Source organism: Pectobacterium atrosepticum (genome assembly GCF_000740965.1).
Classification (GTDB): Bacteria; Pseudomonadota; Gammaproteobacteria; order Enterobacterales; family Enterobacteriaceae; genus Pectobacterium; species Pectobacterium atrosepticum.
Map to the genome: position 1 here is coordinate 3,042,358 of NZ_CP009125.1, position 13,155 is coordinate 3,055,512.

The following is a 13,155-nucleotide window of genomic DNA, read 5'->3' on the forward strand; positions in this document are numbered from 1 at the left end:
CCTTCGGGTTCCCGTGAGGTTGCTGACAAAAGCCGCCGTTCGGGAAAGTCTTCCGTTGCATCCACCTTTACAAGTACTGCCGTAACGCAGTAAAGTCGCCAACCTTTTTTAGGGCCTGCCATCCTTGGCGGCATCCCTTCCGGGCCGTCGCTGGTGCGACGTTAAAAGTTTCTCCCGGAAATCTTTATGGCATGGGGCCTCACTATGTTTATCGGTTTTGACTACGGTACCGCCAACTGTTCCGTGGCAGTTATGGATGCAGGCACACCAAGGCTCCTGTCGCTGGAAAATGGCTCGCCTTATCTTTCTTCCCTGCTGTGCGCGCCGGTGCGTGAAGCGGTTAGCGAGTGGCTATGGCGGCATCATCAAGTCAATGCTGAGGGCGAAAATGCGCTGCTGCTGAAGCGCGCCATCAGCTACAACCGCGAAGAAGATATTCGCGTGCAGCCCGATAGCGTGAAATTCGGGCGCGATGCGTTACGCCACTATATGGATGATCCAGAAGAGACATGGTTCGTTAAATCGCCGAAGTCCTTCCTCGGTGCTGTCGGGCTTAAAGCACAACAGATTGCGCTGTTTGAAGATCTGGTCTGCTCCATGATGCTGCATATCCGCACGCAGGCAGAAACCCAGCTCGATCAGCCTATTCGTCAGGCCGTCATCGGGCGACCGATCAACTTTCAGAGCATCGGCGGCGAAGAAGCCAACCAGCAGGCACAAGGGATTTTAGATCGTGCGGCACACCGCGCCGGGTTTGAAGACGTCGTCTTTCAATTTGAACCCGTGGCTGCTGGGCTGGATTTTGAATCTACGCTGACGAAAGAAACGCGCGTGCTGGTCGTGGATATCGGCGGCGGAACCACCGACTGCTCCATGCTACTGATGGGGCCGGAGTGGCATAAACAGCACGAGCGTTCGCAAAGTCTGCTGGGGCACAGCGGCTGCCGCGTTGGCGGTAACGATCTGGACATCATGCTTGCGTTCAAACAGTTGATGCCACTGCTTGGCATGAATAGCGAGTCGGAAAAAGGTATCGCCTTGCCGATCATGACTTGGTGGAATGCGGTCGCCATTAACGATATTCCGGCACAAAAAGAGTTCCATAGCACCGCCAGCCGCGCGTTAATCAACGAAATGATCCGCGATGCCCGCCAGCCCGAACTAGTGAAAAGATTGCTGACCGTTTGGCAACAGCGCTTGAGCTACCGTCTAATCCAACTGGCCGAAGAGAGCAAAATCGCGCTTTCCAACCAAGCGGAAACGGCGGCCGATTTGCACTTTATCGAATCAGGTCTGGCAACACGCATTCATGCTGATGAACTCAACGCCGCGATTGATAATCCGCTCACGCGTATTCAGCAACAGGTAACGCTGGCGTTAGAAACCAGCCAAACCCAGCCAGAAGTCATCTACCTGACTGGCGGTAGCGCAAAATCTCCTCTGCTGCGTCAGGCCATTCAGCAGTTGCTGCCTGATATTCCTATCGCCAGCGGCAACGATTTTGGCTCCGTTACCGCCGGACTAACGCGCTGGGCAGAGATAGTTTTTCGCCGTTAAGTCAGATACAGGACGTAAGCTATGCGTCTCGTCAGACTATGGCTTTATTAACTATCGTGGCTTGACCAACAACCCACGCAGCAGTAATTCCAGCGCGGCAACGGCTTGTGCCAGCCGCGCATTACCATCTTCTCCGTCCGCGATCCAAAACGCCGCTTCGGCCAGACTGCCGTAGATCAACGATGCCAGCGCCTGTGGATCGGCTTCAGCCACCACGCCTTGGCGTATGAGATTGTCGATCAATCGCTGCATCGACTCAACGCAATGCCGTTGTGAATCCGGCGATGCGCCACCCAATACAGCCCGCGCATCACGCAGCACGATGCGCTGAATCTCCGGCTCCAGCGCCATTTCCAGATAGGCACGGCAGCGACACCGGAAACCTTCCCAGTCATCTTCGGCGGTATCGGAGATCGCTTGCAGTCGCTCATCCATCTCAGCATCGATCTGCTCCACCACCGCCGCCAGCAATCCTTTCTTGTCACCGAAGTGGTGATAAAGCGCCCCACGGGTCAGGCTCGCCTGCGCAGTAAGATCGTCCATTGAGGTATCGGCATAGCCGCGTTCGCTGAAGACCTTACGAGCGGTCGCCAGCAGTGTAGCGCGTGTTTCTTCCATTTCAGCACGGGTACGACGAACCATCGACACATCCTTACATACACATCGTATGATTATTTACATTCACTCCGTATGAATATATGCTTTTATTCATACGCTCTGTATGTATTGTCGCTGCACCGCCATCTTGTGGCAAGTGGATTCACTTTGGAGAACGAAATGCTCAACCCTTATCGAGAACTTTTCACCGCCCCTGGTACGAGAGGCTTTGCGCTGGCAGGCCTGTTGGCACGGATTCCGCTGCCCATGACGGGCATCGGCATTATCACCATGCTGTCGCAGTTGCGCGGCAGCTATACGTTGGCAGGAGCGGTATCTGCCACTTTTGTCCTGACCTACGCACTGCTATCACCACAGATCTCCCGTCTTGTGGATCGACATGGACAAGGGCGCGTACTGCCGCTGGCAGCGATGATCAGCACGATCGGCATGCTGCTTCTGCTCGCCAGTTCCCGGTGGCAAGCGCCTGACTGGACCTTATTCATCGGCGCATTATTGGCCGGCTTCATGCCCAGCATGTCAGCGATGGTAAGGGCTCGCTGGACGGCTATCTATCGCGGGCAACCTCGCTTGCAGACCGCTTACTCGCTGGAGACAGTGCTCGATGAAGTCACCTTTATCGCCGGGCCTCCGCTGGCTGTCGGGCTGTCCGTCGCGGTGTTTCCTCAAGCTGGCCCGCTGGCAGCGGCGCTATTGCTGATTATTGGTGTGTTTGCTCTGGTTACACAACGCGGCACCGAACCACCGGTGGAAAAGCAGGATGTCAGCACGGATCGTTCGGGAGCGGTGATCAAGCAGTCAAATGTGCGCTTGCTGACACTGTTGATGGTGGCGATGGGCATCATCGTTGGCACCGTTGACATCGTCAGTGTGGCCTTCGCCGAACAGCATGGCCAACCGGCAGCAGCTAGCCTGATCTTGTCAGCTTATGCGGTCGGTTCCTGTCTAGCCGGACTGCTCTTCGGTGCCCTCAAGCTGCGAACTGCACTGCATCACCTGCTATTACTCGGCGGTGTGGCAACAGCAGCAACCACGCTGCCTCTGCTGCTGGTTGGCAGCATTCCCACATTGGCTGCGGCCGTACTGATCGCGGGACTGTTCTTCGCTCCCACCATGATCGTGGCGATGTCACTAGTCGAACGTTTGGTGCCTGAACACCGCTTAACTGAAGGTATGACCTGGCTGCTGGCAGGGCTAAATATCGGTGTGGCTCTGGGCGCTGCGGTATCGGGTCACGTGGTAGATGAAAGTGGCGCGCGTGCTGGATTCGCCATTGCATTATGCGCTGGTGTTTTGGTGCTGCTGGTCGCGATTTGGGGATATCAGCGCTTGCGGGTACATGCCTCCTCCCTTCCCACTGCCGTTTGACTCTCATAGCCTGTTTCCCGTGTTAAGGACTAAACCATGAATACGTCTTCACCTATCCTCACTGGGCCTACTGCACAGTATCCTTGGCTGGCCGTCGTCTCCATAGGCCTTGCAACTTTCTCTGTTGTCACGACGGAAATGCTTCCGGTCGGTCTGCTAACCCCGATTGCCGACACACTAAGTACCTCTACCGGAACCGCAGGCCTGATGATCTCACTCCCTGCACTGTTGGCCGCATTATTCGCCCCACTGGTGGTGATCGCATCCGGTGGCATGGATAGACGCAGGATTTTATGCGGTCTGCTGGCGCTACTGGTTATCGCCAACATCGCCTCGGCACTGGCACCAGACATCGGCTGGATGCTGGCAGCACGCGTGCTTGTAGGCTTCTGTATGGGCGGCATCTGGGCGATTGCGGGAGGTCTGGCTGCACGACTCGTTCCCGAGCCTGCCATCGGTCTGGCAACATCCATTATCTTTGGCGGCGTCGCCGCGGCGTCCGTGCTGGGTGTACCGCTAGGTGCCCTGATCGGTGATGTCGCCGGATGGCGCTGGGCTTTCGGCTGCATGGCCGTGCTTAGCGGGCTAGTGCTGATACTCCATCTCGCGGTCATTCCTGCGCTACCCGTCGCCGGTTCAGCCACCGTGCGCCAGTTCGGCGAGCAACTGACCAACCGTAAGTTGCAAGTCGGACTGATTCTGACGCTGTTACTGGTGGCAGGGCATTTCATTGCCTTTACCTTCGTGCGCCCGCTGTTGCTATCGGTGTCAGGATTCGATGCGCAGTGGATTAGCGCATTGCTGTTCGCCTATGGCGTTGCAGGCATCGTTGGCAATTTTCTGGTAGGTATGATCGCGGCACAGCGTACGGCTTTAGCCTTGATGGCGATTACTCTGGGGCTGTTGTTGACCTCGATACTGTTCCTGACCATCGGGGGCTCGCATGTTGGCGGCGGCATGGCGTTGCTGGTCTGGGGGCTAGCCTACGGCGGTGTATCCGTTGGTTTGATGACATGGATAATGAAGGCCGCACCGCGCGCCGTGGAGATGGCTTCCGCGCTGTATGTTGGCGTTTTCAATGTTGGTATCGCGCTTGGGTCCTGGGTCGGTGGCCAGATAGTCGATGGCTCAGGCCCAATCGCAACGCTGTGGCTGGCGGGTGGATTCGCGGCGGTCGCCTTGCTGTTATCCCTGAAGATCAGGTTGACTGAACGGCAGAACATCGTCGAATGAAAAAAACCGCGAGCACCTTATTCAGGTGTCTCGCGGTTTTTAGAGATGGTGTCAGCGCAAAAACGTAGACGTTGGGGGAAATCAGCTCTGTTGATTCAGGACTAATTGACCGTTCCTGTCCACTGGAATTTGTGTACCCGGATCGCGATCCATACGGATTTTACCCTGCTGTTCGCCGATTTTATAGGTGACATCATAACCTAGAACTTTTTGTGATTTATCGTACACCGTCTGACAACGCTGCTGCTGTGTCGTGTACGTATCATTTTCCTGCATGCCACTTTGTACACGGTTACCCGCGTAGCCGCCTGCCAGTGCACCCGCTACCGTCGCGACATCTTTACCGCGTCCGCCACCGAACTGATGTCCCAGAACACCACCCGCCACGGCACCCAGTACCGATCCGGCTATCTGGTTTTCATCCTGCACCGGACGACGGTGAGTCACGTTTACGTTACGGCACTCTTGGCGAGGCGTTTTGACCGTTTCTTTAATAGGTGTTGCCGTTAGCACCTGTGCATACTGAGGTTTAGAGGAAAAAACGTCCATACTCGCCACCGCCGCCACACCCAATGCCGCAGCCACACCAATACCTACACCCGCTAACATTGATTTGTTCACAGGATACCTCCCGAATCTATTCTCACGCATTCCCCATCTGCAATTCTGCCGTAATCTTGTTTTACGTCAGCTCGCGTTTAACGCGATGAATCCGATGGTTCCTTCTGAATAATCGCATTCAGAATTTTCGGCGTGCGTGCTACGCCTTCTGTAAACAGTGGAAAGTCTGCACAATGTTTCACACTCTCGCAATAAGACTAACTAACCAAAAGTGTCAGATTCGTAACATAAAACTGTCATTTGGGAATTATCTTAACCGGAATTGCTAATAGGACGATATTTTATACTGTTATTTCAGGGCGATGCTCAGTGGCATGACGAACGGAGGTGCGGCTTAGGGGGGAATATTGTCAATACATTGACGGGAAGGCACGTCTTTTCCAGAGAACCAGAGCAGACCGATAAGAAAAAGAATACGGGCGCGAAATTGCGTTCACGCCCGTATCAGAAGGATGTCAGCCGTTGCGGATTAATGCAGTTTGAGGCGCGGGCGTATCACCCGGTTGATGCCACCGACCAGCATCATCAAGCCCGTTTTAACATAGCCGTGCAGGGCAACCTGGTGCATACGATAGAGGGAGATGTAAACGAAGCGAGCAATGCGCCCCTCTACCATCACTGAACCCCGCATCAGGTTCCCCATCAGGCTACCTACCGTACTGAATTTAGATAGCGAAACCAGCGAGCCGTGATCTTTGTAGACGTAAGACTTCAGCGCCTGTCCATTCAACAACGCGATGATGTTGCTGTGACAGCGTGATGCCATCTGGTGAGCCGCCTGCGCACGCGGTGGCACGAAACCGCCGCCTTCCTGCGGGCAGGATGCACAGTCGCCAATGGCGAAAATGTTAGGATCGCGTGTCGTCTGCAACGTGGGTTCAACAACAAGCTGATTGATCCGGTTGGTTTCCAGACCGGCAATGTCTTTCATTGCATCCGGTGCTTTGATTCCTGCCGCCCAAACCATCAGGTCGGCTTCGATAAATTCACCGTCCTTCGTATTCAGACCGGCGCTTTCCGCACTGGTTACCATGGTTTTCGTCAGCACGCGGACGCCAATATTATTCAGCTCATGGTGTGCCGCCGCTGAAATGCGCGGCGGAAGCGCTGGCAAAATACGTTCGCCCGCTTCAACCAGCGTCACATTCAGTGTTTGGTTATCCAGTCCGTCAAAACCATAGCTGTGCAGCTGTTTCACCGCGTTATGCAATTCCGCAGACAGCTCGACGCCAGTCGCTCCACCGCCCACAATCGCAATATTTACTCGCTCTTTTTCGTCCTGATTTGCTGTGAATTTCAGGAACAAATTCAGCATTTCATTATGGAAGCGACGGGCTTGTTTTGGATTATCCAGGAAAATACAGTGATCTTTCACGCCCGGCGTGCCGAAGTCATTTGAAGCGCTGCCTAAGGCAACTACCAAAATGTCATACGGAATGCGGCGCGCCGCAACCAGTACGTCGCCTTGATCATCACACACTTCGGCCAGTTGAATCTGCTGCTGTTCACGATCGATATCCGTCAGCATCCCCAGTTGGAACTGGAAATGGTGATTGCGGGCGTGCGCCAGGTAGCTCAGCGCATCCATATCGTCGTCCAGCGAACCGGTCGCGACTTCGTGCAGCAATGGTTTCCACAGGTGGCTGTGGTTACGATCCACCAGCGTAATGTCCGCTTTTTTCTTGCGTCCTAACTTGTGGCCCAAACTCGTTGCGAGTTCAAGTCCGCCAGCTCCCCCGCCGACAATGACAATTTTTTTGGTTGGTGATGTCAAAATGACCCCCTAAAATGTGAACCAATCGTTAATAAAGAGTAAAAAATAATATCCTTATATAACATAGGGTTCGCGTAAGTTAAGCCTGATATCTGCTGCAAGAATAGCACGCTAGGTTATTTGGTCATACCAAAATTGATATATATCAATTTATTTTGCGGCGCGGGTTTTTACCGAGAAAATTCCATCTTTATTTCAGTGAATTAGCGGAAGTCTATCTGAAGGGAAAATGCTGAATCGTGCGCCTATGCACGTCTGTACGAACTAAGGAAAGGGAATAAATAACGTCACTCCTCCTGATATCCCTCTCAAACAGGGACATCAGAAGAAACACCCGCAGCCATTAACACCGCATGCTAACCGAGCGTTTTGAAGGCTTTTATCCGCTGTAGATGGGGAGAGATACTTTTGAATTTATGCGTCTGGATATCGTCCCAAACAATCTCATAATATTCTCCCAGCGCTTGCGCACTGCGCTGGCTGTCGAGCATCTCATCCTGACGGGAAAGCATGACCATGCAGCGATCGCGGTTTTTTTCACGAAAATTCGCGACACACTTCGTGGCGATATCCAGATATTCTTCCGGTCGATCGATTTTCCCGCTCATGTTTTCCTGCGGGAAAAGGTTCGGATTGACAATAACTTGTCGTATATCACACAGAAAACCGACCCGTTCAGCCCAAAAACCGCCCAACCCCACGCCACAAATCAGCGCACGATCGTCATTTGAATGCTGAATCATCTTATCCACCTGCTTTAGCAGGTGTTGCATATCATGACGCGGATGCAGCGTGCTATAGCTAATCAGCCGTACATCTTCATCGATAAACTGAAGCTGCAAGACTTTTTCATGGTTACCGGGGCTGGTTGAGTCAAAACCGTGTAAATAGATAATCATCTTTTATCCTCACCACTGACTAGGTTGCCTATTTCTCACCATTTTTATGCGCCTGCCAGCGCTCACTGAGTGCGCTGAGCGCCTGATTTGCCTGCTTCCAGCGCGACGAATCCAGCAGTTCCCGACGAGAAAACGAACCCTGATGATATAAGCGCGTTAGTTGCTCCGCTTTGACCGGGGATAGGTTATCCAGCACGCTGACCGCTCCTTCACGATGATTGCAAACCAGAATCATGTCACATCCCGCCTGCAACGCGGCCTGCGCCCGCTCTGGGTAACTTCCCATTACAGCCGCACCTTCCATCGACAGATCGTCGGAGAAAATGATGCCATCAAAGCCTAACTCTTCACGCAGTACTGTTTTAAGCCAGTAGGGAGAACCGCTGGCGGGACGCGGATCGGCCTCGGTGTAAATCACATGGGCAGGCATGATCGCATCCAACTGCTGACGTTGGATCAGCTCTTTAAAAATCAGCATATCGTGTGCGCGAATCTCCGCAAGCGGACGCGGATCGCGCGGCGTTTCTTTATGTGAATCGGCGCTGACCGCACCGTGACCGGGGAAATGCTTACCCGTGACTTTCATTCCTGCGCTGTGCATACCGCGAATAAAGCTCTGCGCTACAGCCAACGCCGTTTCCGGCTGTTCATGAAACGAACGCTCGCCAATCGCCGCACTCTGGTGACCGATATCCAGCACGGGTGCAAAACTAATGTCGATATCCATCGCGATCATTTCTGCCGCCATCAACCAGCCGCCTTCTTCCGCCAACCGTTGGGCTTCTGGCATGCTATTTAATGCAGCAAACGCCTGCGCGGCGGGCAAACGGGTAAATCCATCACGAAAACGCTGAACGCGCCCGCCTTCCTGATCCACAGAAACCACGAGACGCTCGCGCGACGCCGCGCGGATTTGGCGCACTAATTCACGTAACTGCGCCGCATCATGAAAATTACGGGTGAACAGAATAACGCCGCCAACGAGCGGGTGTTCCAGCACTTCACGATCTTCTGCATCCAGCTCATAGCTGGCGACATCTAACATTACCGGACCCACAAAAACCTCATTCTTTAATAGTACTGCTGAGTAAAATGACTACGACCACAAAAATCATACCGTCAGCTTGACTGTAGCCCATGGCCCAGTTGTAGCCGATGATAGAGTGCGGGAATTTCCGCTAAAAACTCGGGGTTCTTCGTTTGTTGCCAGCGTATTTCAAACCACATCAATACCAGATAATCGACCCAGGGGAACCACTGCATCATCTGTTGCTGAAGACGGCTCACGGAAAACCCTCGCCGATGCTGCTGGTAGCTCTGTAGAAAGTGCGTTTGCGCCATGCTTTCCATCTGACTGGCTCGGACAATGAACGCTAGCTCAAAGGCGATATCGCCATCTGAGGCATATTCCCAGTCGATCAGCATGGTTCCTTGCGGTGTAATCAGTAGGTTCTCAGCATGTACATCCAGATGGAGGGGACCTAACGCCAAAGGCGTGGGTAACGCAGCACGTTGAAAATGATGGTGGGCACGCAACAACGCAGGCGAACGACGGCACGGATCCATCAGTTGCCAATGTTGAGCGAATAATATTTTGAGATTGAGGGGATGACCGCTACGCGGCTGACGATGGAGCTGAGACAATACACGCGTCACTTCGCCATTAGCCAGCATCATCAGGAACTCATCTGTGGTAGCAATGCGCCCCGGCACCCACTCGACAATTAACCAGCCGTCACGCCACAGCAGCGGCCGTGGCGCGAGTCCTATCGCCGACGTCTGCCGCAGCAGAGCGAACTCTCGCTGACGGTCGACGCCCATTTTTCGCTCAACTGGCGACTGCCGGCGTGCAAGCCACTCAATACCCGGCCCACGAATACGCCAGCTTTTACTACTTAGCCCCCCGACCAGCTCAAAGCGAATATCCGCCATCTCCACAGTAGGGAAATGTTTCTGGATCGTCGCCGTCAGCTGTTGCCGGATGCCCGCCGATTTAATGCTGAACGGCGCCATTGCCTGACCAAACAATTTCGCCGGTCTGTACCAGCATCAATTGCATATCAATTTGCGGTGATTTCACATCACCACTGACATCGCTGTACAACACATACTGCGCGCTAACATAACGCGCCAGACCAATCGCCTTGCTGCGCGATCCTAAGCTGTCATCAACCGACAGACCCAGCGTTTGCTTCGCAGTAGCCAGTTGCTCACGTGGTACCAGCGTAAAGGCCTTACCGGAGGATAACGCGCTGTACAACGCATTTGTTGCTTTCGCTATCGGCAATGAACCATTGGTGTTATTTTTCACGCTATCCACCAGCAGTATGCTGCCCGGTGTAACGCCATCGGCTTTCAGCATCTGTGCCACCAACGGATTGATGCTGGCTTCCCAGTTCAACGTCTGGATTTTAGGCGGTTGCGGTACAGATTCCCCCGGCGGCGGCGTTGGCGTGGTTGGCACTTGAGGCTCAACCGGCTCAATGGTCGCAGGCGGTTCAGTCGGTTCCGGCGGACGGCTTGGGCACCCTGTCAGTACCAACGCTGCCAGTATCACCCCTAGATACTTTTTCATATTTTCTCTCTCAGCACACCATTACAAAAACAGATGAAGACGAACCTGACGCGCATTAGGATTGCTACGCGTTGAAAAAACCGTCATTTCCGTCTGTGGCGGGATTTCAATGGACTGCACCTCTTCAAACGGCAGCACGTCCAGCCCGTTTTCATCATACCAATAGAAACGGTAATGCACGGTCACCGCATGTGAAGCATCGTTGCTGACAGCGGAAGAAGCTCGCAGTCTGCCATTTTCTGAATCCAGAGACGGATTCCCCGCCGTAATGCCAGCGGATAGCACGGGAGCATCCAATACCAGCGTTTGTCGCTCATTGATAGTCAGCACCTTTGGCGCACTACAGCCCGCTATCAATCCCAGCATCAAACACGCAAACATAAAAGGCGTCGGGTTACGCATGGTTTACTCGCATGATGGTTTTCTCACCTGATTGTCTAACCATGTCTATCGAACTTAGCTCTACAGGATCTAGTTCGCCAGCAAAGGCCCTAATGCACGGCCACCAAGTAGATGCATATGGATGTGATAAACTTCCTGCCCACCGTGTCGGTTGCAGTTAATAATCAGGCGATAGCCGTCTTCTGCAATGCCTTCCTGCTGCGCAATTTTACCCGCAACCGTCACCATACGTCCCAGCGCCGCTTCATGCTCTGGCGCCGTGTCGTTAACGGTTGGGATTAATACATTCGGGATAATCAGAATATGGGTTGGCGTGCGGGGCGCGATATCACGGAAAGCGGTGACCAGTTCATCCTGATACACGATATCGGCAGGAATTTCCCGGCGGATGATTTTACTAAAGATGGTTTCTTCAGCCATGATTGATTTCCTTGTTAAAGCTGGCGTTGAACGACGTCATGTAGGCAGTATGAGTGACATATTCCATTTCTTTCAACCTTCTTCGTCTATTTCTGGTGCAGGTGGTCAAAATACGACACGCAGAAAAAACCTGTCTGTACCGAACACTGCCACGCTATCACCACGGCGGCAAGGGTTTGACGCCGCTTAGCGAATGCCCATCGCGTCCCTTCCTTTGTCAGTTAACCGACTGCGGCGTTCTCACCAACATTAACAACAGGATGCAAACCAGCAAAGCCGCGCCTAAGTTGTAGAGCATTCCCACGACAAAGGCAGAAATGTATTGATCCGCTTGTGTAACAGCGTCATCGCCTGTCGCCAGCGCGGTGCCAAACAAGATGCCAACCACTGCCACACCCAACGCCGCCCCAACCTGCTGAACCGTCGAGATCACGCCCGATGCCATACCGGCCTTAGCTTCATTTACAAAGCCCAAAACCAGATTCAGTAGCGGCGTCATGATAAAACCTTGACCTGCACCAAGCACCACCAGCACAGGAATCAGCCATGCGGCCACCAGATTCGCTCCCGCTAGCTGCACTTGCATAATCAACAGCCCGATGGAAACGGCATAAACTAACGCCCCCGCGACGATGGCTGGCATACCCCAGCGGGCAACCAGGCGCGGTGCAGCCAGCGACGCCAGAACGAAGCCCACGCTACAAGGCGCGAAAATACTACCGGCGAGAAAGGGATCGAGCCCCAACCCAACTTGCACCAGCAGAGCAAAACACAAGAAAAATGAGCTGGATGTGGAATACACCAGCAGCACCAGCAACACGCCCAACAGGAACCGACGCTGCACGAGCAGACGCATATCAACCAGCGGAAGATGTCCCGCTAGTTGTCGCCATTCCTGCTGGTGATAAAAAACTGTCAGCAGGACAGCCGCAGCAGCCAGCATCCACAGGCTCCATGCAGGCCAGCCTTGTCCCGGTCCTTCGATCAGCGGCACCAGCAGCAACGTCAACCCAATGCTAACCAGCGCCACACCCGCCCAATCCAGCGAAGGGCGCAGCGGCGTACGGGATTCAGGAATAAATCGAGCTGCCGCGATAGCCAACAGACCAATAGGAACATTAATAAGAAAGATGCTACGCCAGCTCAGCCCGAATAGGTTGGCATGCACCAGCCATCCTCCCAGTACCTGACCCGCGATAGCGGCTAGCCCCAGCGTCATCCCCAGCAGACCGAAGGCACGGCGACTATCGTTCCCATCGAAATTGACGCGGATAGAGGCGTAAACCTGTGGGAACAGTAGCGCGGCCGCGAGTCCCTGCAAGATGCGTGCGCTAATCAGAAATTCTGCGTTGGGCACTAAGCCACACAGCGCAGAAGCAATCGTAAATCCAGCCATGCCCACGACAAACAGGCGGCGTCGCCCAAATATATCTCCCAATCGGCCACCCGTAATCAGCAGCACACCGAAAGCCAGTTCGTAACCCGCAACGATAAAGCCGATCTGCGCGAAGCTGGCACCCAAGTCGGCCTGCATGCTGGGGATGGCAACATTGACCACGAACAGATCGAAGATCGTAACAAAGCCCGCCATGAGCAGCACAGACAGACCGAGCCAAGGCGGACTATTGGCCGTCGTCGTTACAGCCGAAGCACGATAAGTTGAGTTCATGTTGTCTATCCTTGTGTAT

The 13,155-nt window shown here is 53.9% G+C and carries 13 protein-coding genes; 3 read left to right on the plus strand and 10 right to left on the minus strand.

The window, feature by feature from the left end; translation table 11 throughout:
• Nucleotides 1-204: 204 nt before the first annotated feature.
• Nucleotides 205-1,557, plus strand: coding sequence for a molecular chaperone (yegD, locus tag GZ59_RS13390; protein ID WP_039292414.1), 1,353 nt, complete (start codon nucleotides 205-207; stop codon nucleotides 1,555-1,557).
• A gap of 51 nt (nucleotides 1,558-1,608) precedes the next feature.
• On the opposite strand, the gene GZ59_RS13395 is transcribed toward yegD, so the two are convergent.
• Entirely contained in the window at nucleotides 1,609-2,199 is a 591-nt protein-coding gene (locus GZ59_RS13395; RefSeq protein WP_039292415.1) for a TetR/AcrR family transcriptional regulator, read from the minus strand.
• 135 nt (nucleotides 2,200-2,334) lie between these two features.
• Here GZ59_RS13395 and GZ59_RS13400 point away from each other — a divergent pair, with 135 nt between their 5' ends.
• Both GZ59_RS13400 and GZ59_RS13405 read left to right on the plus strand, forming a co-directional pair.
• Nucleotides 2,335-3,543, plus strand: coding sequence for an MFS transporter (locus GZ59_RS13400; RefSeq protein WP_039292416.1), 1,209 nt, complete (start codon nucleotides 2,335-2,337; stop codon nucleotides 3,541-3,543).
• Between the two features lie 36 nt (nucleotides 3,544-3,579).
• Nucleotides 3,580-4,776 carry an MFS transporter gene (locus GZ59_RS13405; RefSeq protein WP_039292418.1) on the plus strand — a complete coding sequence of 399 codons (1,197 nt, stop codon included), beginning with the start codon at nucleotides 3,580-3,582 and terminating at the stop codon, nucleotides 4,774-4,776.
• 81 nt (nucleotides 4,777-4,857) lie between these two features.
• Here the strand turns inward: GZ59_RS13405 and GZ59_RS13410 are convergent, their stop codons facing one another.
• The 9 genes from GZ59_RS13410 to GZ59_RS13450 form a co-directional block, all read right to left on the minus strand.
• Nucleotides 4,858-5,397, minus strand: a complete 540-nt coding sequence (locus GZ59_RS13410; protein WP_039292419.1) for a glycine zipper 2TM domain-containing protein — start codon at nucleotides 5,395-5,397, stop codon at nucleotides 4,858-4,860.
• A 469-nt stretch (nucleotides 5,398-5,866) separates the two neighbouring features.
• Nucleotides 5,867-7,171 carry an NAD(P)/FAD-dependent oxidoreductase gene (locus GZ59_RS13415; protein WP_039292421.1) on the minus strand — a complete coding sequence of 435 codons (1,305 nt, stop codon included), beginning with the start codon at nucleotides 7,169-7,171 and terminating at the stop codon, nucleotides 5,867-5,869.
• Nucleotides 7,172-7,527: 356 nt separating this feature from the next.
• Nucleotides 7,528-8,070 carry an alpha/beta hydrolase YcfP gene (ycfP, locus tag GZ59_RS13420; RefSeq protein WP_039292423.1) on the minus strand — a complete coding sequence of 181 codons (543 nt, stop codon included), beginning with the start codon at nucleotides 8,068-8,070 and terminating at the stop codon, nucleotides 7,528-7,530.
• Nucleotides 8,071-8,098: 28 nt separating this feature from the next.
• On the minus strand, nucleotides 8,099-9,127 hold the full coding sequence (gene nagZ / locus GZ59_RS13425) for a beta-N-acetylhexosaminidase (protein WP_071598502.1): 1,029 nt from the start codon (nucleotides 9,125-9,127) through the stop codon (nucleotides 8,099-8,101).
• Nucleotides 9,128-9,189: 62 nt separating this feature from the next.
• Nucleotides 9,190-10,083 (minus strand): thiamine kinase, encoded by an 894-nt coding sequence (thiK, locus tag GZ59_RS13430; RefSeq protein ID WP_039292430.1) that lies wholly within the window; start codon nucleotides 10,081-10,083, stop codon nucleotides 9,190-9,192.
• On the minus strand, nucleotides 10,064-10,645 hold the full coding sequence (gene lpoB / locus GZ59_RS13435; RefSeq protein ID WP_039292431.1) for a penicillin-binding protein activator LpoB: 582 nt from the start codon (nucleotides 10,643-10,645) through the stop codon (nucleotides 10,064-10,066). The genes thiK and lpoB overlap by 20 nt, the downstream gene beginning before the upstream one ends.
• 21 nt (nucleotides 10,646-10,666) lie before the next feature.
• A complete protein-coding gene (locus GZ59_RS13440; protein ID WP_039292436.1) occupies nucleotides 10,667-11,047 on the minus strand; it encodes a YcfL family putative periplasmic lipoprotein in 381 nt (126 codons plus the stop codon).
• A 69-nt stretch (nucleotides 11,048-11,116) separates the two neighbouring features.
• The gene (gene hinT / locus GZ59_RS13445; protein ID WP_010276226.1) at nucleotides 11,117-11,467 is read right to left on the minus strand and encodes a purine nucleoside phosphoramidase; all 351 of its coding nucleotides are present in this window, start codon (nucleotides 11,465-11,467) and stop codon (nucleotides 11,117-11,119) included.
• Nucleotides 11,468-11,684: 217 nt separating this feature from the next.
• Nucleotides 11,685-13,136, minus strand: coding sequence for an MFS transporter (locus GZ59_RS13450; RefSeq protein WP_039292438.1), 1,452 nt, complete (start codon nucleotides 13,134-13,136; stop codon nucleotides 11,685-11,687).
• Between the last annotated feature and the right edge of the window lie 19 nt (nucleotides 13,137-13,155).

Coding starts and splice junctions, on each gene's coding strand:
- GZ59_RS13440 (WP_039292436.1), bottom strand. CDS start 11,047: ATGCGTAACCCGACGCCTTTTATGTTTGCGTGTTTGATGCTGGGATTG.
- yegD (WP_039292414.1), top strand. CDS start 205: ATGTTTATCGGTTTTGACTACGGTACCGCCAACTGTTCCGTGGCAGTT.
- lpoB (WP_039292431.1), bottom strand. CDS start 10,645: ATGAAAAAGTATCTAGGGGTGATACTGGCAGCGTTGGTACTGACAGGG.
- GZ59_RS13405 (WP_039292418.1), top strand. CDS start 3,580: ATGAATACGTCTTCACCTATCCTCACTGGGCCTACTGCACAGTATCCT.
- GZ59_RS13450 (WP_039292438.1), bottom strand. CDS start 13,136: ATGAACTCAACTTATCGTGCTTCGGCTGTAACGACGACGGCCAATAGT.
- GZ59_RS13400 (WP_039292416.1), top strand. CDS start 2,335: ATGCTCAACCCTTATCGAGAACTTTTCACCGCCCCTGGTACGAGAGGC.
- GZ59_RS13395 (WP_039292415.1), bottom strand. CDS start 2,199: ATGGTTCGTCGTACCCGTGCTGAAATGGAAGAAACACGCGCTACACTG.
- hinT (WP_010276226.1), bottom strand. CDS start 11,467: ATGGCTGAAGAAACCATCTTTAGTAAAATCATCCGCCGGGAAATTCCT.
- ycfP (WP_039292423.1), bottom strand. CDS start 8,070: ATGATTATCTATTTACACGGTTTTGACTCAACCAGCCCCGGTAACCAT.
- thiK (WP_039292430.1), bottom strand. CDS start 10,083: ATGGCGCCGTTCAGCATTAAATCGGCGGGCATCCGGCAACAGCTGACG.